This window comes from Bradyrhizobium sp. HKCCYLS20291 (assembly GCF_051167715.1).
In the GTDB taxonomy this organism is placed as follows: domain Bacteria; phylum Pseudomonadota; class Alphaproteobacteria; order Rhizobiales; family Xanthobacteraceae; genus Bradyrhizobium.
Genome location: NZ_JBNPTO010000001.1, coordinates 695,538 through 713,524 on the forward strand (window position 1 = coordinate 695,538; position 17,987 = coordinate 713,524).

Here is a 17,987-nt window from a genome sequence, read left to right on the forward strand (position 1 = left end):
ACACCTCGGTTCAATATCGTCTGCTGCAGAGTACTGGATGCTCCGCCTTCGCGGAGCATGACAGCCGTGGGGAAGGCGAAAGCTCAGCCCGGAAGCGATCTCCGTTTCAAGGAAACGCGCTCTGGAGAAGTTTCGTCTGATGCGCAGCGCTACAGCGGCGTGATGTCGACGTGCAGCACCGCCGACCGGCCGGCGTCGACAGCCGCGAGGCAGCGTTCGATCGCCTCATCGAGCGCGTCGGGATCGTCGACGCGCTCGCCATGGGCGCCGAACGCGCAGGCGACGTCGGCGAGGCGGCGCTGCTCGCCTTGACGTCCGGTGCGGAGCCTGGACAGGAACGCGTCCGAGCGCTGCGCAGCTCCGTCCGGATAGACGCGCTGCACCGATGCCTTCACCGCCTGCCAGCCGTGATTGTCGAGGATCACGGTGAAGATCGGCAGCCGATACTGCTGCGCCACCGCGTAGACGGAATCGGGGGCAGCGAAATGGTAGGCGCCGTCACCTGTGATCTGCACCACGCGACGCGCGGGATGGGCCAGCTTGAGCCCGAGCGCCATGCCGCCGCTGAAGCCGAGACCGCCGCCGGCCAGGCCCACATAAGTCCCCGGCCGGGTTCGGCGTAGCTGCTGTTGCAGGACCGGCGCATTGCGGACGGCCTCGTTGAGCACGATGTCGTGCTCCGACAACTGCGCCTGCAGCCGTGCGAACAGGAAGGCCGGGTTGATCGCGCCGATGCTGCCCTTGTGTGCGGCCGCAGCCGCCCGCTTCGCCGCCGCAGCCTCGCGTGCAGGCTGCCAGCTCGCGATCCGGCCAAGCACCTTCCTCTGGTAGGACACATCGGCGCGGGCGACGACGATCTCCAGCACCTGGCGAAGAATGACCGCTGAATCACCCTGAATGCGCAGGTCGGTCGCGAACCCCCACATCGGGATGTCGGCTTTCAACGCATCGACGTCGATCTGGATCCAGCGCAGCCGATTGGCGTCTTTCAGCATCTGTGGAATGAACGGAACGTCGATGTCGATCAGCAGTCCGAGGTCGGCGCCTGCGATGACTGCCGCCGGATCTGACCCGGCGAAACAGGGCGAGTCGTGGCAGATGTTCATCGTGACGGGAATGAACTCGGCGACCCGGATGCCGCAGACGACCGCCAATCGTTCGAGCAGCGACACGGCTTCGGGGTTGCGTCCGAGATAGGCCGTCAATGCGATCGGATTGTCCGCTGCCATCAGCGCATCTGCCACCGCCTGCGCCCGCGGCGGGTCGATGCCGCCTGCTTTCACGCTGCCATAGCGCGCGGGCAGGTAGGCCGGCATCGCAGTCTCATCCCAGGTCTCGGCGAGGGTTTCGCGCGGCAGCATCATGTAGACGGGACCGGGCGGATCGCTGTGCATGAACGCGGCCGCGCGGGCCAGTGCTTCCTTGACGACCACGCCCGACGGCAGCGTGTAGTCCCATTTGACGTAGGGGCGCACGACGCTGGCCTGATCGAAACTGTCCTGCACGAAGTGCACGTAGGTGTCGCGTCCGCCCGGCAGCTCGCCGTGCAGCGCGAACGGAGCCTTGCCCGCGATCAGCAGAACCGGCAGCCGGTAGCGGAACGCGTTCTGAATGGCCATTGCCGCGTTCGCCGTGCCGGCATCCACATGGACGAGCACGGCCTGGCCGCGGCCGGTCGCGCTGGCATAGCCAGCGGCCATGTGCACCGCTACGACTTCATGCGGGCACAAGATCACCTCGGGGTGCGCACGCCCCTCGCTGTCCCAGCGCGCAATCTCCTCGATCAGCGACACATGATCGGTGCCGAGATTGGCGAAGATATATTCGACCTGGAGGTCGACGAGCGCCTCGAGAAAGTAGTGCGCGGTGCTGTGGCTGGCCATGGGCGGCAACGCGGATCAGGCAACGACGGAGGCGTCGCGGCGCACGGTCTCCGGGTGCGTGGCCATGCCTCGCAGCCGCTCGAACAGTTTGCCCGGGTCGCGCGGTGCGACCATGCCGCGCCACGCGATGTGCGTGTCGGGCCGCACCACGAGCAGACGTTCCGCAAAGCGATAGCCGGCCGTGCCCGGTTCGACGTCCACCAGCGTCAAGGGAACACCGTGCCGGGCCGCGGTCTCCACCAGCGGCGCGACATCGATGGCCGGATCGAACCGCAGCAGCGTATAGGCCGAGCCGAGCGCGTCGAGAAGCGAGCGTCCGTCGGACAGCCAGACATGCGGCGCGCGGGCGCCGGGCACAGTCGACGCAGTGAAATGGCCCATGCCGTAGGGCGGCGGCGTCTCGCCATCGTAGGAGATCACCGGGGACTGGTCGTAGTAGTAGCCGAAGTTCAGGCCGGCGCAGCAATATTGCTGCACGTTGAGGTCGTAGGCGGCCTTGCCGACCCTGCTGCGGGCCGCATCGCCTTCGGGACCATCGAACTCCACCTCGGCAGGCACGGAGCGGCGCTGGCTCATCACGGCAAGCGCATGGTTCATCGCGAAGTGCGAGACCTGCTCGGTGATCGGCTGGCGCTCCGCTTCATAGGCGTCGAGCAGGGCAGGGGCGGCCCATCCTGCGATGACGCCGGCGAGCATCCAGCACAGGTCGACCGCATCGGCGATGCCGGCGTTCATGCCGTAGCCCGCATAGGGAATCCACAGATGCGCGGCATCGCCGCAGATGAAGGCGCGGCGATCCCGGAAGCGATCGGCCACCAGGCGACGGCCGATCCAATCCTCCTTGCTGAGGATCTCGTAGGTGAAGCGATCGTCGACGCCGAGGATGGTGCGCAGCGCCCAATCGCGATCGACGCTGTCGAACTCGACCTCGGAAGCCGCAAGGTGGTTGTGGATCAGCCAATTGTCGCGGCCATCGATCGCGACTGTCGTGCCGCAGCGGCGCGGATTGAGCGACATCGTCATCCATGCCGGCTTCTGCTGGATCAGGTCCTTCAGCGCAGGCGCGTGGATGTAGGTGGACTGCACCCGCTGCACCACGTCGGTTCCGCCAAGCCGCGATCCGATCAGCCGCCGCACGGTGGAACGGCCGCCATCGCAGCCGATCAGATATTCGGCGGCGATGGTGATCTCCTGGTCGGCGTCGAGGTCGCGCGCCCGCGCGATCACGCCGTTGTCGTCCTGCTCGAACGCCTCGACCTGGATGCGGTTGAGGATCGTCACGCGCCGCTGTGATCTGGCGCAGTCGAACAGGATCGGCTCCAGATAGATCTGGTTGATGCGATGCGGCGGCTCCGGCGTCGGCCAATTGGTGTCCGGCCCTCCGGTGGCGGTGTAGCGGTCGCGGCGGGATGGGATTGGAATACGCGTCAGCTCGCGGCCGACGACCGCAGTCCGATAGGCGCAGTCGTTGGGAAAATCCGCGGGCAGGCCGCCCTCACGCACGTCGCTAACGATGCCGAGGCGGCGAAAGACTTCCATGGAACGCGCCGAGACGTGGTTGCACTTCACGTTCGGCGGCTCGCCGGCGCGCCTGATCTCCGCGACGACAACGTCGATGCCGCGCGAGGCAAGGTCCATGGCGGCAGTCAGCCCGACCGGGCCGGCGCCCACGATGAGCACCTGGGTGTGAATCGTCTTCATGTCGGTTCTCTTGTCGATCGACGCTTAAGCGCGCTCGGGCGCGGAGAGGGCAGCCGGGCGCGGCTCTTCGGAGGTCGGCAGGTTGCCGCGCATGGCGAGCAAAGCGAGTCCCAGGATCACCAGGGCGGAGAACAGCTGCGGCAGCGCGCTCGCCTGGAACAGCGAGGAAACGTTCCATTGCGCCGCGAGCATCAGGCCGCCGAGCGTGACGCCGAGGATCGAGCCGAAGCGGCCGATGCCGAGCGCCCAGCCGATGCCGGTGCCGCGGATGTAGGTCGGATAGATCCGCGCCGCATAGGCGTTGCATCCGATCTGCCCGCCGATCACGGCAACGCCCGCGATGAACACCGCCGGCACCAGGATCGGCAGCGATGCGCCGGCCATGCCGATGGTGATGATCGAGAGGAAGCCGGCGACGTAGGTCGTGAACAGGACGCGATCGAAGCCGAACCGTTCGATCAGCAGGCCGAGCCCGATCGTGCCGAGCATGCCGCCGATCTGGAACGCGATGCCGACCGCGATCGCCGCCTGGACGTCGAGACCGACTCCGTGGGTGAGCGTCGGCAGCCAGCTGTTGAGGAAGTAGATGTCCATCATGTTCATGAAGAACATCACCCACAGCAGCAGCGTCGGCAGCAGGCGCCGGTTGGTGAACAGCTGCGGCAGCAGGAAGCCCTTGCCGCTCTCCTCGACGACCGTGAAGCGCGCATCGGCGGGGAGCTGGGCCGAAGGATCGATCCGCGTCAGCAGCGCGCGAACGCGGTCGCTCTTGCGCGGATCGAGCGCCAGCAGCGAAAGCGATTCCGGCAGCCAGATGACGAGGACCGGACACAGGATGAGCGGCAGAACGCCGCCGATCAGGAAGATGACCTGCCAGCCATAGGCGGTGATGAGCTTGGCCGCGACCGCTCCGCCGATCGCGGAGCCAAGCGACACGGTCATGAACATCAGCATGATGAGCAGCGTCCGGCGACGCTGCGGCGCGTATTCGCCGGTGAGGGCGATGGTGTTGGGCAGCACGCCGCCGAGGCCGAGACCGGTCGCGAAGCGGATGATGACGAGGTCGGACACGCTGGTGGCCTGGGTGGTCACCAGCGATCCCAGCGCAAACACCAGCACGCCGGCGACCACCAGCCATTTGCGGCCGAGATAGTCGGCCAGCGCTCCGAACACCAGCGAGCCGATCATCACCCCGAACAGGGAGGCGCCGAACACCGGCCCGAGCGCGCCCGGCGCGAGGTGCAGGTCCTTGCTCAGCGCGGGCGCGACGAAGCCGAGCGCCTGGGCATCGAAGCCGTCCAGGCCGACCACCAGCGCACACAGGCAGATGACCCGGATCTGAAACGCCGATAGCGGCCGCTCGTCGACGTAACGGCCGAGATTGATCGCTTGCGTCAAATGTCCCTCCCCGGTGCTTGTCGTTGCAAGGCCGGTCGGTCCGCGCCCCCGGCTACTTGCAAATATGTTGCATGATCAAACTCTTTCGATTAGCCACAAAATTCTCATTCATTCATGAGGAAAGCTTATGTCTCCGACGTTGCGACAATTGGAGGCGCTGGTGCTGGTGTATCGGCTCGGCAGCATCACCAAGGCAGCCGCGGAGCTGCGCGTCACGCAATCGGCGATCAGCCTGCTGATCCGGCAGATCGAGGAGAACTTTCAGCTCAGGCTGTTCGAACGGACGACGCGCGCCCTGCATCCGACCGCCGCGTGCCGGGAGGCGATCGCGGCTGCGGAACGCATCCTCGCCGGTGCGCAAGGACTGTCGCAGCGGATGCGCGACCTCGCCGAGATCAAAGCCGGCCAGATTTCCATCGCCGTCTCAGCCGGCTTTGCGTCGGCGCTGTTGCCACGCGTGTTCGCGGTGTTCCGATCGCAGCATCCCGACGTGCGCATCGATCTGCGCGACGTCGCACCCGACGAGCTTCTCGAGGTCGTGATGACAGGGGAGGCGGAGTTCGGCCTCGGCAGCGTGGAGAATGACGGCATCCCGGAGTTCAAGATCGAGACGCTGATGCAGAGTCCGCTCTCGGCCATCGGCATCAAGGATGGCCGGTTCGACAAGCAGCGCCGTCTCACCTGGGACGGCATCATGAGATCGAACCTGATCACGATGCGCCATGGCACCCGCATTCGGCGTCAGATCGACGAGGCGCTGGCGCAGTCGGGGCGCACGTTGAATCCCGCCATCGAGGTGAATTTGATCACGACCGCGCTGTCGCTCACCGCCGAAGGGGCCGGCCTCAGCATCCTGCCCGGACACATGCTGCCGAAGGCGCAATTCCCGACGCTTGCCGCCGTCCCGCTGTCGCAGCCGACGATCTACCGGCACGTGTCGCTGCTGAGCCGCGCCGATTTCGGCCTGTCGCCCGCCGCGCAGCGCTTCGTCGAGATCGCGAAGGCGGTTCTGTCGCCCGGACGCCGCTGACGGCGGCGGAGGAAACGCCGAGTTACTTCTCCAGCCCCTTCGCCTCGTTCCACAGCTCGTCCATCTCGTCGAGCGAGGCTTCCTCCAGCGTGCGGCCCTGCGCGGTGAGGGCCCGTTCGATATAGGCGAACCGGCGTTCGAACTTGGCGTTGGTGCCGCGCAGGGCGGTCTCGGGATCGACCTCGGCGTGGCGGGCGAGGTTGACGAGGGCGAACAGCAGGTCGCCGGTCTCGGCGCTGAGCTCGGTCGCATCCTTCTTGTCGAGCGCCGCTTCGATCTCGTCGGCCTCCTCGCGGATCTTCTGCAGCACGGCGCGCGGATCGTTCCAGTCGAAGCCGACGGTCGCCGCCTTCTTCTGCAGCTCCATGGCGCGCACCAGGGCCGGCTGTCCGGCCTTGATCCCCGACAGCAGCGACGGCCGGTTGGTGGGCTCCTCGGGCGGCCGTCGCGCGGCGCGCTCGGCCTTCTCCTCGGCCTTGATGCGATCCCAGGTGCCTTTGGTGGGTTTGGTGACGTTGCCGTCCTTGTCCGGAAAGACGTGCGGATGACGGCGGATCATCTTCCTGGTGATGCCTTCGACCACGTCAGCGAACGCGAAGGCGCCTTGCTCCTCGGCGATGCGGGCGTGATAGACCACCTGCAGCAGGAGATCACCGAGCTCCTCGCGCAGATCGTCGAGATCCTCGCGCATGATCGCGTCCGCAACCTCATAGGCTTCCTCGATGGTGTAGGGCGCGATGGTCTGAAACGTCTGCTCGACGTCCCACGGACAGCCGGTCACCGGCGTGCGCAACGCCGCCATGATCTCGATCAGGCGTGAGATGTCGCGAGAAGGGGTCATTGCAGGTCCTGAGGCAGCTTGATTTCGGCTCCTGTATGCCTCAAGCGGCCGGCGGCTCCCAGCGAAAACGGAATGCCGCGACGCCGCCGGTTGGCCATGTGGAACGATGGTGCTAAGCGGATGGCATGACCGACACGCAGGATATGACCGCTCTCGTGCTGTTCTCCGGCGGGCAGGATTCGACGACCTGCCTGGCCTGGGCGCTCGACCGCTTCCAGCGCGTGGAGACGCTCGGCTTCGCCTACGGCCAGCGCCACGCGATCGAGCTCGACTGCCGGGCGCGTTTGCTCGACGGCATCATGCAGCTGCGCCCGGAGTGGGCCGACAAGCTCGGCGAGGGCCATACGCTCGACATTCCGACGCTGGCTGCCATCTCCGAGACCGCGCTGACGCGCGACGTCGCCATCGAGATGGGCGCCGACGGCCTGCCCAACACCTTCGTGCCTGGCCGCAACCTGGTGTTCCTGACCTTCGCGGCGGCGCTGGCCTATCGCCGCGGCATCCGCCACATCGTCGGCGGAATGTGCGAGACGGATTATTCCGGCTACCCGGATTGTCGCGACGAGACCATCAGGGCGCTGCAGACGGCGCTCAGCCTCGGCATGGCGCGCGGCTTCGAGCTGCACACGCCGCTGATGTGGCTATCGAAGGCGGCGACCTGGCAGCTGGCCCATGATCTCGGCGGCAGGGGCCTGGTCGATCTCATCCGCGACCAGTCGCACACCTGCTATCTGGGTGAGCGCGGCGCCCGCCACGACTGGGGGCATGGCTGCGGTCAGTGTCCCGCGTGTGAGCTGCGTGCCAAGGGGTGGCACGAATACATCGCGGTCGGTGGACAGTCCTGAATCGAAACGGGGCCCCGAGGGCCCCGCCAGATGGCATGCTGTCTGTTGCGTGCTCGCTCGAAGATCAGGCCGCCTCGTGATCCGACGGCTCGCGCTGGCTGACGACCACGAGATCGTGGTCCGCAGTGTCGTGCCCCTCATCGGTGTCTGCGATCGCAGCGGAGGCCGCCTTTGCGGCGAGACGCGCGGTGATGTCGTGGCTGGCGTCGGCGCCGCTCTTGTCCCAGGCCGGCGCGTTGAGCACCACGATGTCGTCATCGTGCGCCGCATCGGCGTCGTGACCGGCGGGGACGATCGACGGCGATTGCGCCGGCGCTTCCACGATGCGCAGCGTCGGCGCCTCGGCTTGCACCGGCTCGGCCGTCTCCTCCGCGACCTCGGCCTCTGCGGGCTCGTCGTCGCTCTCGGGTTCGGCCGGCTCGGCGGCGGTCTCTGTGGAATCCGTTTCTGCCGCTGCTACCGGCTCAGCGCCATCGGCCGCGACCGGCTCAGGTGCTTCATGATGCGCGACGATGGCGGTCTGCGGAGCGGCATCATCCTTCGCGAGACCGAGATGCTGCGAGATCTCCTTGATCACCTTGTCGATCGCGGTGAGCACGCGATACTCCGGGATCGAGGCCATGTGCTGCTCGAACCGGGTGCGCGCATATTGCAGCGAGTCGATCACATCGGCGGCGATCGACGACGAGCTGGCTTCGGTGCCGTGCAGAGCTCCAGCCGCCTTCTCGGTCGAACTCTCGATCAGCAGGTAGGCCTCGTATTGCGGAATCGACTTCAGCTTCTCGTGATAGTCGCGACGCGCGGCGGCGAGCGTGTCGACGATCGAAGCAAAAGATTCAAGCCCGGGCATTTCGACGTCCCTTCAACTTCATCTCGGAAGATGCGCGACGCTACGGACACACTGATGAATGTTCAATTTCGAACAAACACGGCTCTTCGCATCATGCATACCTCACCGTTAAGGCGGGCGCGTCAAATGCGCTGCAAGCCGGTCACCGGCGCTTAACGATACGGCGGGGCACTCAGCCGACGAAATCGTCGGGGCACAGCTCGATCGGCTTGCCGTGCGGGGTGCGGTCGGCGGCATGATCCCAGGCGTCGCGGTAGCGGGCGAGGGTGGCGGACGTGGTCAAGCCCTTCTCGGCCACCAGCCGCTCCAGCGTGGCGAGCCAGTGCCGATAGTAGGTGTCGCCGCAATCCGCATCGCCCGCCGCCTGCGCGCGCAAAATCTCCTCGGCGAGCGCGGCCGCCCATTCGGGCCAAGTGAAGAGCCCGCGGGCGTGCAGCGTCACCGCCATGGCGAAGGCGTGCGCCTCCCACGGCTCGCGAAACACCGGTCCATCCGCATCGACGGGAATGCCGGGGAGGGCGCGCGTCGCCGCCAGCGCGGCGTGGCGATCGACGGCGGTCATGCGCGCTCCAGATACGGCTCGAAGGCGTCGACCGTGACCTCCAGCAGTGGATCCGGCGCATCGGCCCACAACTCGGCGCCGTTGAACGACACCGTGTAGAGCCATTGCGGGTCTTCGCCCTTGCCATGGGCGTTGCTGTCCGGAAACACATGCGCGCCCCTGATGGCGTCGATGCGGCCGACATGGCCGCGCACATAGCGCGGCAGCCGCGTATGCGTCGGAGGATGCATCGCCTTGGCGCGAACGCGATCGCCGACGGCGAACAGTGCCGGCGCGCTTGCCGCGCGTTCTGTGGGACCGCCCCGGCGCAGCACGGCCGCGACCTCGTCGGCCGTCAGGATCTTCGCGACGGGCTTCGGCGGATGCAGCGTCTTGCCGGCGGCAAGCTCATCGGCTTCGACCAGGTGACGGTCCTGCATCAGCCGTTCGAGACCGGCCATCCAGATCTGATAGTAATTCATGCCGAGATAGTCGTCCGGTGGACGGTTCTCGCGCGCAAAGCGCGACATGTCGATGTTCCAGCCGCCCGGCAGGGCCATGGCCAGAGTGATCGCCAGCGCGCGGCGCTCCCACGCCGCGTGGAACACCGGCTCGTCGGTTTCGGGGCGCACCGGGCCAAAGCCGGGCGCGCCGCCCATGTCATGTGCGCCATCCATCAGCGTTGCACCTCGGAGCCCTGCAGCTCGCCGGGGCGCTTCGGCAGGCCGGTGCCGATCATGCTGTCGCGCGTCACCAGGTCGGCGAGCTGATCCTCGTTCCAGCCCTCGGTGCCCTCGGGCCGCATCGGCAGCACGAAATAGCGGATCTCCGCAGTCGAATCCCAAACCCGGATCTTGGTCGTCGGCGCAAGTGCGAAGCCGAAATCCTGCAGCACGCCGCGCGGATCCTTCACCGCCTTGGCGCGATAGGGCGCCGACTTGTACCAGACCGGCGGCAGGCCGAGCACGGGCCACGGATAGCAGGAGCACAGCGTGCACACGACCATGTTGTGCAGCTCCGGCGTATTCTCGACCGCGACGATGTGCTCGCCCTGCCGGCCGGCATAGCCGAGCTCGCCGATCGCCGGCGTCGCATCGGCCAACAGCCGCGTCCGGAAGGCCGGATCGGTCCAGGCACGCGCGACGACCCGGGCGCCGTTGCGAGGCCCGACCTTGGTCTCATAGGTTTCGATCAGCACATCGAGCGCCGCGGGGTCGATATACCCCTTCTCGGTGAGGATGCTTTCGAGCGCGCGGACGCGCAGCTCGGTCTCGGACAATTCCGAGTGATCGTGATGATGGTCGTGCGGGTGATCAATCATAGCTCAACCATAGGCGTAATCCGCCACCGCTGTCGAGCGGTGGCAGCGCAGCAATGGCTCCCGTTTGAATGTCGGACGCAGGTCTCGTTTTCCAGCGGTTCAAATTGGCGCCCGGATGTGGTTCCTAATCGGGCCACCTGCCGGGCAGGGGGGCGAAACGACCAGAGCTTTGAGGTTCATCAATGCCGACCGACGTCTCCCGCCGTGATCTTGCGAAGCTGGCCGGACTGGCTGCCCTGGGGGCCGCCAATGCGCCTGCGCAAGCGGAGGAGGCCGCCATGAGGGATGATGTGGGGCGCCGTTTCCCCAACGATTTCGTCTGGGGCACGGCCACCTCGTCCTACCAGATCGAGGGCGCAGCAACGGCAGACGGCCGTGGCCCATCGATCTGGGATGTGTTCACGCGTCTGAAGGGAAGCATCGAAGACGGCAGCACCGGCGATGTCGCCTGCGATCACTACCACCGCTACAAGGAGGATGTGCGGCTGATCAAGGAGCTCGGCTGCCGCGCCTACCGCTTTTCGATCGCCTGGCCGCGGCTGTTTCCCGACGGCGGGCTGACGCCAAATCCGAAGGGGCTCGACTTCTACAATCGTCTCGTCGACGAGCTCCTGGCACAAGGCATCGAGCCCTATGCCACGCTCTATCACTGGGACCTGCCGCAGGCCCTGCAGGACCGCGTCGGCGGTTGGCGCTCGGCGGAGACGGCGAGAGCCTTCGCGCATTATGCCGGCTACGTCGCGCAACATCTGAGCGACCGGGCGAAGACCATCTTCACCATCAACGAATGCGGCCGCTTCGTCCCGTTCGGCTATGGGCTCGGCATCGATGCGCCCGGACTGAAGCTGCCGCAACAGGAGGTCAACCAGGCGCGCCATCACGTGGCGCTCGCGCATGGTCTTGCGGTGCAGGCGATCCGCGCCAGTGGACGGGCAGGCACCCGCGTCGGCATGGCCGAGAACATCACCGCCTGCCTGCCGGCGATCGACACGGCGGAGAACATCCGTGCCGCGGAGATCGCGATGCGCGAGCTGAATGCGGGCTTCCTCAACGTCATCCTCGAGGGCCGCTACACCGACGGCTTCCTGGCCTGGTCGGGCAAGGATGCGCCGACATTCACGGCCGACGAGTTGAAGACGATCTCGGCGCCGGTCGATTTCGTCGGCCTCAACATCTACGCGCCACAGGCCTACGTGGTGGCGTCGGAGCGCCCGTCCGGATTCGACGTGCTGCCGATGCCGGCGTCGTTTCCGCACATGAGCTCGCCATGGCTGCTGGTCGGGCCGGAGACCGCCTATTGGGTGCCGAAGCTCGCAGCCAAGATCTGGAACCTGAAGACCATCTACATCACCGAGAATGGCACATCAGCAGAAGACAAGGTCACCGCCGACGGCAAGGTTCACGACGTCGATCGCGTGATGTATCTGCGCAACTATCTCGCGCAGCTGCAGCGTGCGACCTCCGAAGGTGTGCCGGTCAAGGGCTACTTCCTGTGGAGCCTGCTGGACAATTTTGAGTGGGTGTTCGGCTACAAGCAGCGCTTCGGCGTGTATCACGTCGATTTCGACACCCAGCTGCGCACGCCGAAGCTGAGCGCGTCCTACTATCGCGACGTCATCACGCGAAACGCGGCCAGTGCGTGAATCGCTGCCGGCATCGATTGTTCAAGCGCGGGCTCTCACGCGGCGATTGCAAAATCACGATGGAGAAAGCACATCGCGTGCGACTTTTTTGCCTGCAGACAGTTTTGATGGAGCAAGCCGGCGGGATATGACGTAGACCCGCTTTCAGGCTTCCTCCATCGAGACCTCCCGCATGCCCATGTCCATTGTTCGCCCGCCCGTCGCCGCGCTGTGCGCCGGCATGCTGTTCTGCGCCCTCGCGAGCGCTGGCGCCTTGGCGCAGAGCTCCGCGAGCGATCCGGCCAAGCCGGCTGCCGAGCAGTCTGCCACTGAAACCAAGCCGGCAGAGCCTATCGCTGACAGCGCCAACAAGCCGGCAGCCGAGCCGGAAAAGACCGCGGCCGACAAGCCAGCCGAACCGACGGCTCTCCCGACCGCTGCAGCGGAGCAGGCCAAGCCGGTCGACGCGGAAGCGAAGCCGCAGGCGCCGGAGACGCCGGCAGCCGCAGAGAAGGCGGCGGCAACCGCTGCAGACAGTAAACCGGACGAACCGAAGGAAGAGCCGAAAGCCGAAGCCAAGAGCGAGGCCACGGCCGAGACCAAGCCTGCTCCAACGCCCGCAGCGCAGGCGGTCGAGACACCTGCGGCAACCGAAACCAAGCCGGCCGAGCCGGCGGTTGCTGCGCCCGTTGCTGCAAAGGACGCGGTGGCGGAGAAGATCGAAGAGAAGCCTGTGGAGGCCAAGCCCGCCGCCGCGCCTGCCGACAAGCCTGCCGCCGCGGAGATCAAGCCGACGACAGTCCCCACAGAGACCAAGACAGCCGTGCAGCCGGCTGCGGTCGCCGAGCCTGCCGCCGTGCCCAACACGCCGGCAGTCAAGCAGGACGCGGCGCGCGGTTCCGCCAAATCCGCCCATCAGGGCCAGGCGCATCCAGCTCATGCTCATGACGACGATAGGACCGCCAAGCGCAAGCCGCGCGTCACGCGTCGGAGCGGGACCAAGCCTGCGGCAGGCAACATCTGCAAAAGCTTCCGCACCTACGACGCCGGGAAGGGCACCTATCGCGGCTATGACGGTCGCGTTCACACCTGCTCATAAGCAAAACGCGCCGGGCGGTGAGCCCGGCCGTCAAATGCTTCCGCTGCTGATCGATGGGGATCAGCGCGGCATCGGCGACTGGATGCCTGACGTGTTGCGGGTCAGGAAGGTCCCGATGGTCGACCCCTGTTGCTGCGGCGGCTGATTGCGGGCGAGCCCTGTGGTCGTCCGCGGCTGCGGCGTCACCAGCAACTGCTGCGGCGGAGGCGGCACCGCCGTGCCGCGCGCCTGCGCGGCCTGGTTCGACATCCGCGACACCAGCCGCATCAGCTGGTCCTGCCCGGCCTGCAACTGCTCGATGGCGCGGGTCTGATCCCGGGTCGCTTGGTCCTGCGTCGACTTGATCTGCTCGATGCCCTGTTGCAGCTCGGCGATCTCCCGCGCCATCCGCTGCATCAGCGTGCCCGGAGCTCCCGTGCCGTCCTCGGTGCCTCTCAAGGAGGCATTGGACATCATAGCGTCTTCATTGCCCTGGGCCGACGCCTCGTCCTGGGCTCCCTCGGTCGACGAGGGCATCCAGCGGTCCATCAGCGAGCTGCCGGCCTCGCGCTGCGACCATGCCACCGAGCCGCCGACCAGGACGACCAGCAAAGCGAGTCCCACCGCGTTGCGTCCGCGCAGCTTGCCAAGTGGCGACTTGACGCGCGCCCAGCGGCCACCGCCAGCTGCCATGTCGCTCGTGCTCGCGGCCGCCGCCGCATCTGCCGCCACGGACGGCTTTTCCATGGCCGACAATCGGGTATCGATCCGGGTCAACACCTCGCGCAGCACCCTGCGATACAGCTGGTCATAGCTCGCCTTCTCCGGCTTTTCCGGAGCGAGACCGACTTCGCTCGGATCGATCTGATGCACATTGTGTGTGGCCTGCATTGGTGATCCCCAAACCCTTGCGCCCGCGCCGACGCTGCTTTCCGTCCTCAAATATCTCAAACCTGACTCGACCCGCCGCTTTGGCCAAAAGCAAGACAGCGTCGTGACGAGGAGGGGGTCTTTTCGGACAAACCTCTCTTGACTGCTGCAACTGCAGCTCATTCGCGGGGCTTGGAAACGCCGGGTTCCTTGCACGGCGCCGAGCAAACGAGGTACCATTCGACCAGCGAGTCTGGCGAGGGGACAGGGGCAATGCGGAGCTTGATCGTCGTTGCGCGCGCAGCATTTTGCGCAGCATTGTTCGCACTGGCGGCCCCGATGCCATCCGAGGTCCGGGCACAAGGCGCAGATCAGGCTGCGCTCAAGGCGGAATTGGCGGCGGCTTGGCAGGCCGCGAGCAATGCCGGCACCGACGGACCGAGCGAGATCGCGCTGATCGACCAGGGCACGTTGAAGCTTCCGGCGGACTTCTTCTACATCCCGAAGAGCGAAGGCATGCGGGTCCTGCGTGCGCTGGGCAATGTCGTCAACGACGCGACCTTCGTCGGGCTCGTCGTCGGCAAGCGCCAGAACGACGACTGGATGGTGGTGATCAAGCACATCAAGGACGGCTACATCAAGGACGACGACGCCAAGAACTGGAATGCGGACGAGCTACTCGGCAGTCTGCGCGCCGGCGCAGAGGAGGCGAACCGTGACCGCGCGGCGCGCGGATTTCCCGAGATGGTCGTCATCGGCTGGGTCGAGCCGCCGGCCTATGATGCCCCGACCCATCGCCTGGTCTGGTCGCTGCTCGCCAAGGACAAGAACCAGTCCGACGATGCTCCGAAGAACGTGAACTACAACACCTTCGCGCTCGGACGCGACGGCTATTTCAGCCTCAATCTGCTGTCCGGCTCCGAGCGCATCGCCGGCGACAAGGCCGTCGCGCACGAGCTGCTGTCCGATCTTTCCTATCGTTCCGGCAAGCGCTACGAGGATTTCAGCGCGGGCACGGATCGGATCGCCGAATATGGCTTGCTGGCGCTGGTCGGCGGCGTCGCGGCAAAGAAGCTCGGGCTGCTGGCGCTGGCCGGCGCGTTCGTGCTGAAGTTCGCCAAGATCATCATCCTCGCGGTGCTCGGGTTCGGGGCTGCCCTGATGAAGTTCTTCCGCCGCAAGCCGCGTACCGACAACGCAGGCGGGCCTGCGTGAAGGCGCTGCTGCTCATTCTCTTCTCCGGCCTGAAATGGGGCAAGCTCGCCACGAGCGGCGGCACGATGCTGCTGTCACTGATCGTCTATGCCGGCATCTGGGGCTGGCGTTATGCAGCCGGCTTCATCGCGCTGCTGTTCGCACATGAGATGGGGCACTACATCGCGGCACGGCAGCGTGGTCTGAACGTCGGCGCGCCTGCCTTCATTCCGTTCGTGGGTGCGTGGATCGCGCTGAAGGAGCAGCCGGTCGACGTCGAGACGGAGGCCTACGTGGCGCTCGCAGGTCCCCTGGTCGGTACCGCAGCTTCACTCGCGGTCTATCTGTGGGCGAGGTCGGAGGGCAGCAACCTGCTGCTCGCGATCGCCTATTCCGGTCTGTTTCTCAATCTGTTCAACCTGCTGCCGATCTCGCCGCTCGACGGTGGGCGGGTGACGAGCGTGCTCAGTCCGCGGATCTGGCTGCTCGGCGTGCCCATGCTGCTGGCATTGATGCTGTACCGGCCGAGTCCGATGCTCATCATGATTGCCATTCTGGCAGCGCCGCAACTGATGAAGGCGTGGCGCTACGATCCGGCGGCACCCGAGAACGTCACCTATTACGGCACGACGCTGCAGACCAAAGTCGAATATGCCGGAACTTACCTGGCGCTCGCGGCGCTGCTCGCCGTCATGACCTTCGACGTTCACGAGATGCTTGGTCACTGACAACGTCGAAATCGCGCAGTATTCATCACGCTCCTTGTTCGGCTCTTCCGGGTTTGCGCTGCGTCCGCCGGATCACGTCGAGGCCGAGGCGGCAGCGAACGATTTATGAGCTTTGACCGGAGAGCTTGGGAGAGGGCGATCCAAATGAAGGAGCAGGACCAAGAGCCAACGGCCGATGTCGCGGCCTATCGCGCCGTCGAGTTGATCTATCACGCCTACCTCACCGGCCTCATCCTGATGTTGTCGTCGCGGGCAGGGCCGCAGCGTGCTGCGGAGATCGTGTTCCGGACGTTTCGGCGGCAGCAGCTGGCCCGCTTCCTGCCGGGGCTGAAGAAGCTCGGTCTCGACGGTCTGCCGCACGCGGTGGCGTGCGCGCAGTACCACTACCTGTCCAACCAGGTCGGTGGCGTGAAGGTCGAATACGTCTACGAGAACGATCGCAAGGCGTGGGTGCGCTATCCGCCGCCGCGCTGGATCTGGTCGGGGACGGCGATCTGCGGCATTCCGTCAGAGGTGTCACGCGCGATGCTGCGCGGATGGCACGCCAACAACGGTGTCGTGCTCGGCAACCCCCGGCTTGGCTTCGTTTGCACCGGCCAGACCGTCGACGGCCAGCCTGGCCTGGAAGGCTACTACAAGGAATGGGACCACGATCTTGCGCCGGACGAACGTCTTCGCTTCTCGCCGGGCGAGCGCTGTTCGGCTTTCGATCCAGCCCGCGCTCCCAAGCTGCCGGAGAATGCCTGGCCGGAAGCACGGCTCCGGAAGGTGCTACGCAGCTATGCGATGGAGTACATCACCTCGATCCTGCCGGAGACGGTGGCGGTGCTCGGCCCAGAGGAGGGTGGCCATCTGGCCGGCGCCGCGGCGAGATTGATCGGCATGCAGATCTTTGACGACGTCGCGGCGGTTCTCGGCGGCATCGAGCCTGGCGCCGCTGGCTTCGCCACGGCGTTCGCGCGGCTGGCCCGAGGCCAAGGCGATGACGCAGAGCTGCGGATGGATGGCGGTTCGATCCTCGTGCGCCAGACGTCCTGGCGCCTGATGTCGGAGCAGGACAATCTCTCGCCAACCGTGTTCGACGCCTGGAACCAACTCTGGGCCGGCGCAGCGCTCGCGCACGACCGCTTCATGCCCATCGACTTGGTCGAGCGGCGCGACCGAGGCGACTCGCACTGGGCTTGGCGATTTCGCTGATCGGCCAGACCTGGTCAGGCGACCATCAGAAGTTCGGAAATCGAGGAGGGCGCGGCTGTGGCTGCGCCGGCCTGGGCGCAACGCGCGGCGCTGCACCGACCGTGGTGGCCTCGGTCTTGGCCGCGCGGACTGCGCGCGCGAGCTGGTCCTGGCCGGCCTGCAGCTGCTCGATCGCCTTGGCATGATCGCGGCCGGCCTGTTCCTGGCTGGCCTTCAGATCCTGCAACCCGGTCTGCAGCTCGGCGACGTCACGAGCGATCTTTTCGAGCAGCGGCGCGATGTCGCGATCCGGAGCGGGCGGCATGTCGTGCTCCGGCCGGGCCTCCGCCATCGCGGAGGACGGGTCGCTCGAGCGCCCGACCGTCGTCGCGTCCGGTGACGGCATCGCGTCCGGCAGTGACGGCGTCGAACGTGGCGGTGAAGCAGAGTCGGCCTCCGCACGATCGCTGCTGTTTGATCCACCCATTCCATTGTCCGGCGCGCCGGTCCAAGCCGTCTTGGGCAGGCTTTCCCGCACCGACTGAATGGCCGCATCGATACGATCGGTGACCGGCGTGATGGACTCGGTATTGTCACGCGCCAAGGTAACGACGGCGCCCACCAGCCCAGCCGACGCCATCAACGTGACGGCGGCGCGCAGCAGCGGCCGACGACGGGCGCGAGCGGGCGGCTCCACAGGCTCGCCAACAGCCGGTTCGCCAGCGACCACGGCATCGGCGGCAGCCTGAGCCTCGATCGCCGCAATCCGCTGATCGATGCGCGCGCGCACCTCGGCCAGAACGCGCTGATAGATGTCCTCGCAGATATCCTTCTCGGGCGACAGCGCGACATCGCCCGGATCAACTTCCTTCGGCGTCGACTGATCTGGCATGTCCTCGGGTCCTGTAC

17 protein-coding genes are annotated in these 17,987 nt (G+C 66.4%); 7 read left to right on the forward strand and 10 right to left on the reverse strand.

Annotation, left to right across the window (positions count from 1 at the left end; all coding sequences use genetic code 11):
* Nucleotides 1-149 precede the first annotated feature (149 nt).
* From ACQR07_RS03290 to ACQR07_RS03300, 3 genes are read right to left on the reverse strand one after another with little or no spacing between them, the layout of a single operon-like run.
* Entirely contained in the window at nt 150-1,883 is a 1,734-nt protein-coding gene (locus tag ACQR07_RS03290; protein ID WP_434900900.1) for a thiamine pyrophosphate-requiring protein, read from the reverse strand.
* Nucleotides 1,884-1,898: 15 nt separating this feature from the next.
* Entirely contained in the window at nt 1,899-3,584 is a 1,686-nt protein-coding gene (locus ACQR07_RS03295) for an FAD-dependent oxidoreductase (RefSeq protein ID WP_434900901.1), read from the reverse strand.
* Between the two features lie 24 nt (nt 3,585-3,608).
* A complete protein-coding gene (locus ACQR07_RS03300; RefSeq protein ID WP_434900902.1) occupies nt 3,609-4,982 on the reverse strand; it encodes an MFS transporter in 1,374 nt (457 codons plus the stop codon).
* Nucleotides 4,983-5,109: 127 nt separating this feature from the next.
* On the opposite strand from ACQR07_RS03300, the gene ACQR07_RS03305 reads away from it, so the two are divergent.
* Nucleotides 5,110-6,012 carry a LysR family transcriptional regulator gene (locus ACQR07_RS03305; protein WP_434900903.1) on the forward strand — a complete coding sequence of 301 codons (903 nt, stop codon included), beginning with the start codon at nt 5,110-5,112 and terminating at the stop codon, nt 6,010-6,012.
* A gap of 22 nt (nt 6,013-6,034) precedes the next feature.
* On the opposite strand, the gene mazG is transcribed toward ACQR07_RS03305, so the two are convergent.
* Entirely contained in the window at nt 6,035-6,853 is an 819-nt protein-coding gene (gene mazG / locus ACQR07_RS03310) for a nucleoside triphosphate pyrophosphohydrolase (RefSeq protein ID WP_434900904.1), read from the reverse strand.
* Between the two features lie 125 nt (nt 6,854-6,978).
* On the opposite strand from mazG, the gene queC reads away from it, so the two are divergent.
* A complete protein-coding gene (gene queC / locus ACQR07_RS03315; protein WP_434900905.1) occupies nt 6,979-7,698 on the forward strand; it encodes a 7-cyano-7-deazaguanine synthase QueC in 720 nt (239 codons plus the stop codon).
* A gap of 64 nt (nt 7,699-7,762) precedes the next feature.
* Here queC and ACQR07_RS03320 read toward each other — a convergent pair whose 3' ends face one another.
* The 4 genes from ACQR07_RS03320 to nthA form a co-directional block, all read right to left on the reverse strand.
* Nucleotides 7,763-8,548 carry a hypothetical protein gene (locus tag ACQR07_RS03320; protein ID WP_434900906.1) on the reverse strand — a complete coding sequence of 262 codons (786 nt, stop codon included), beginning with the start codon at nt 8,546-8,548 and terminating at the stop codon, nt 7,763-7,765.
* 172 nt (nt 8,549-8,720) lie between these two features.
* Nucleotides 8,721-9,110 (reverse strand): nitrile hydratase accessory protein, encoded by a 390-nt coding sequence (locus ACQR07_RS03325; protein WP_434900907.1) that lies wholly within the window; start codon nt 9,108-9,110, stop codon nt 8,721-8,723.
* Entirely contained in the window at nt 9,107-9,766 is a 660-nt protein-coding gene (gene nthB / locus ACQR07_RS03330) for a nitrile hydratase subunit beta (protein ID WP_434900908.1), read from the reverse strand. Before nthB ends, ACQR07_RS03325 begins: the two co-directional genes overlap by 4 nt.
* Nucleotides 9,766-10,410, reverse strand: coding sequence for a nitrile hydratase subunit alpha (nthA, locus tag ACQR07_RS03335; RefSeq protein WP_434900909.1), 645 nt, complete (start codon nt 10,408-10,410; stop codon nt 9,766-9,768). Before nthA ends, nthB begins: the two co-directional genes overlap by 1 nt.
* A gap of 182 nt (nt 10,411-10,592) precedes the next feature.
* Here nthA and ACQR07_RS03340 point away from each other — a divergent pair, with 182 nt between their 5' ends.
* Both ACQR07_RS03340 and ACQR07_RS03345 read left to right on the forward strand, forming a co-directional pair.
* Nucleotides 10,593-12,053, forward strand: coding sequence for a GH1 family beta-glucosidase (locus ACQR07_RS03340; RefSeq protein ID WP_434900910.1), 1,461 nt, complete (start codon nt 10,593-10,595; stop codon nt 12,051-12,053).
* A 172-nt stretch (nt 12,054-12,225) separates the two neighbouring features.
* Nucleotides 12,226-13,131, forward strand: coding sequence for a hypothetical protein (locus ACQR07_RS03345; protein WP_434900911.1), 906 nt, complete (start codon nt 12,226-12,228; stop codon nt 13,129-13,131).
* Nucleotides 13,132-13,191: 60 nt separating this feature from the next.
* Here the strand turns inward: ACQR07_RS03345 and ACQR07_RS03350 are convergent, their stop codons facing one another.
* Nucleotides 13,192-14,001 (reverse strand): hypothetical protein, encoded by an 810-nt coding sequence (locus tag ACQR07_RS03350; protein ID WP_434900912.1) that lies wholly within the window; start codon nt 13,999-14,001, stop codon nt 13,192-13,194.
* 318 nt (nt 14,002-14,319) lie between these two features.
* On the opposite strand from ACQR07_RS03350, the gene ACQR07_RS03355 reads away from it, so the two are divergent.
* The 3 genes from ACQR07_RS03355 to ACQR07_RS03365 all read left to right on the forward strand — a co-directional run bounded on the left by ACQR07_RS03355 (nt 14,320) and on the right by ACQR07_RS03365 (nt 17,099).
* Nucleotides 14,320-15,195 carry a DUF2167 domain-containing protein gene (locus ACQR07_RS03355; RefSeq protein ID WP_434900913.1) on the forward strand — a complete coding sequence of 292 codons (876 nt, stop codon included), beginning with the start codon at nt 14,320-14,322 and terminating at the stop codon, nt 15,193-15,195.
* Nucleotides 15,192-15,902 (forward strand): site-2 protease family protein, encoded by a 711-nt coding sequence (locus tag ACQR07_RS03360; protein ID WP_434900914.1) that lies wholly within the window; start codon nt 15,192-15,194, stop codon nt 15,900-15,902. Before ACQR07_RS03355 ends, ACQR07_RS03360 begins: the two co-directional genes overlap by 4 nt.
* Before the next feature lie 144 nt (nt 15,903-16,046).
* Nucleotides 16,047-17,099 (forward strand): hypothetical protein, encoded by a 1,053-nt coding sequence (locus ACQR07_RS03365; RefSeq protein WP_434900915.1) that lies wholly within the window; start codon nt 16,047-16,049, stop codon nt 17,097-17,099.
* A gap of 25 nt (nt 17,100-17,124) precedes the next feature.
* On the opposite strand, the gene ACQR07_RS03370 is transcribed toward ACQR07_RS03365, so the two are convergent.
* Nucleotides 17,125-17,970: a hypothetical protein gene (locus ACQR07_RS03370; protein WP_434900916.1), complete on the reverse strand. Its 846-nt coding sequence runs from the start codon at nt 17,968-17,970 to the stop codon at nt 17,125-17,127.
* Nucleotides 17,971-17,987: the final 17 nt, after the last annotated feature.

Excerpts from the sequence above, each read along its gene's own strand:
- ACQR07_RS03290 (WP_434900900.1), bottom strand. The coding sequence starts at position 1,883 with ATGGCCAGCCACAGCACCGCGCACTACTTTCTCGAGGCGCTCGTCGAC.
- ACQR07_RS03295 (WP_434900901.1), bottom strand. The coding sequence starts at position 3,584 with ATGAAGACGATTCACACCCAGGTGCTCATCGTGGGCGCCGGCCCGGTC.
- ACQR07_RS03305 (WP_434900903.1), top strand. The coding sequence starts at position 5,110 with ATGTCTCCGACGTTGCGACAATTGGAGGCGCTGGTGCTGGTGTATCGG.
- mazG (WP_434900904.1), bottom strand. The coding sequence starts at position 6,853 with ATGACCCCTTCTCGCGACATCTCACGCCTGATCGAGATCATGGCGGCG.
- queC (WP_434900905.1), top strand. The coding sequence starts at position 6,979 with ATGACCGACACGCAGGATATGACCGCTCTCGTGCTGTTCTCCGGCGGG.
- ACQR07_RS03320 (WP_434900906.1), bottom strand. The coding sequence starts at position 8,548 with ATGCCCGGGCTTGAATCTTTTGCTTCGATCGTCGACACGCTCGCCGCC.
- ACQR07_RS03325 (WP_434900907.1), bottom strand. The coding sequence starts at position 9,110 with ATGACCGCCGTCGATCGCCACGCCGCGCTGGCGGCGACGCGCGCCCTC.
- nthB (WP_434900908.1), bottom strand. The coding sequence starts at position 9,766 with ATGGATGGCGCACATGACATGGGCGGCGCGCCCGGCTTTGGCCCGGTG.
- nthA (WP_434900909.1), bottom strand. The coding sequence starts at position 10,410 with ATGATTGATCACCCGCACGACCATCATCACGATCACTCGGAATTGTCC.
- ACQR07_RS03340 (WP_434900910.1), top strand. The coding sequence starts at position 10,593 with ATGCCGACCGACGTCTCCCGCCGTGATCTTGCGAAGCTGGCCGGACTG.
- ACQR07_RS03345 (WP_434900911.1), top strand. The coding sequence starts at position 12,226 with ATGCCCATGTCCATTGTTCGCCCGCCCGTCGCCGCGCTGTGCGCCGGC.
- ACQR07_RS03350 (WP_434900912.1), bottom strand. The coding sequence starts at position 14,001 with ATGCAGGCCACACACAATGTGCATCAGATCGATCCGAGCGAAGTCGGT.
- ACQR07_RS03355 (WP_434900913.1), top strand. The coding sequence starts at position 14,320 with ATGCCATCCGAGGTCCGGGCACAAGGCGCAGATCAGGCTGCGCTCAAG.
- ACQR07_RS03365 (WP_434900915.1), top strand. The coding sequence starts at position 16,047 with ATGAAGGAGCAGGACCAAGAGCCAACGGCCGATGTCGCGGCCTATCGC.
- ACQR07_RS03370 (WP_434900916.1), bottom strand. The coding sequence starts at position 17,970 with ATGCCAGATCAGTCGACGCCGAAGGAAGTTGATCCGGGCGATGTCGCG.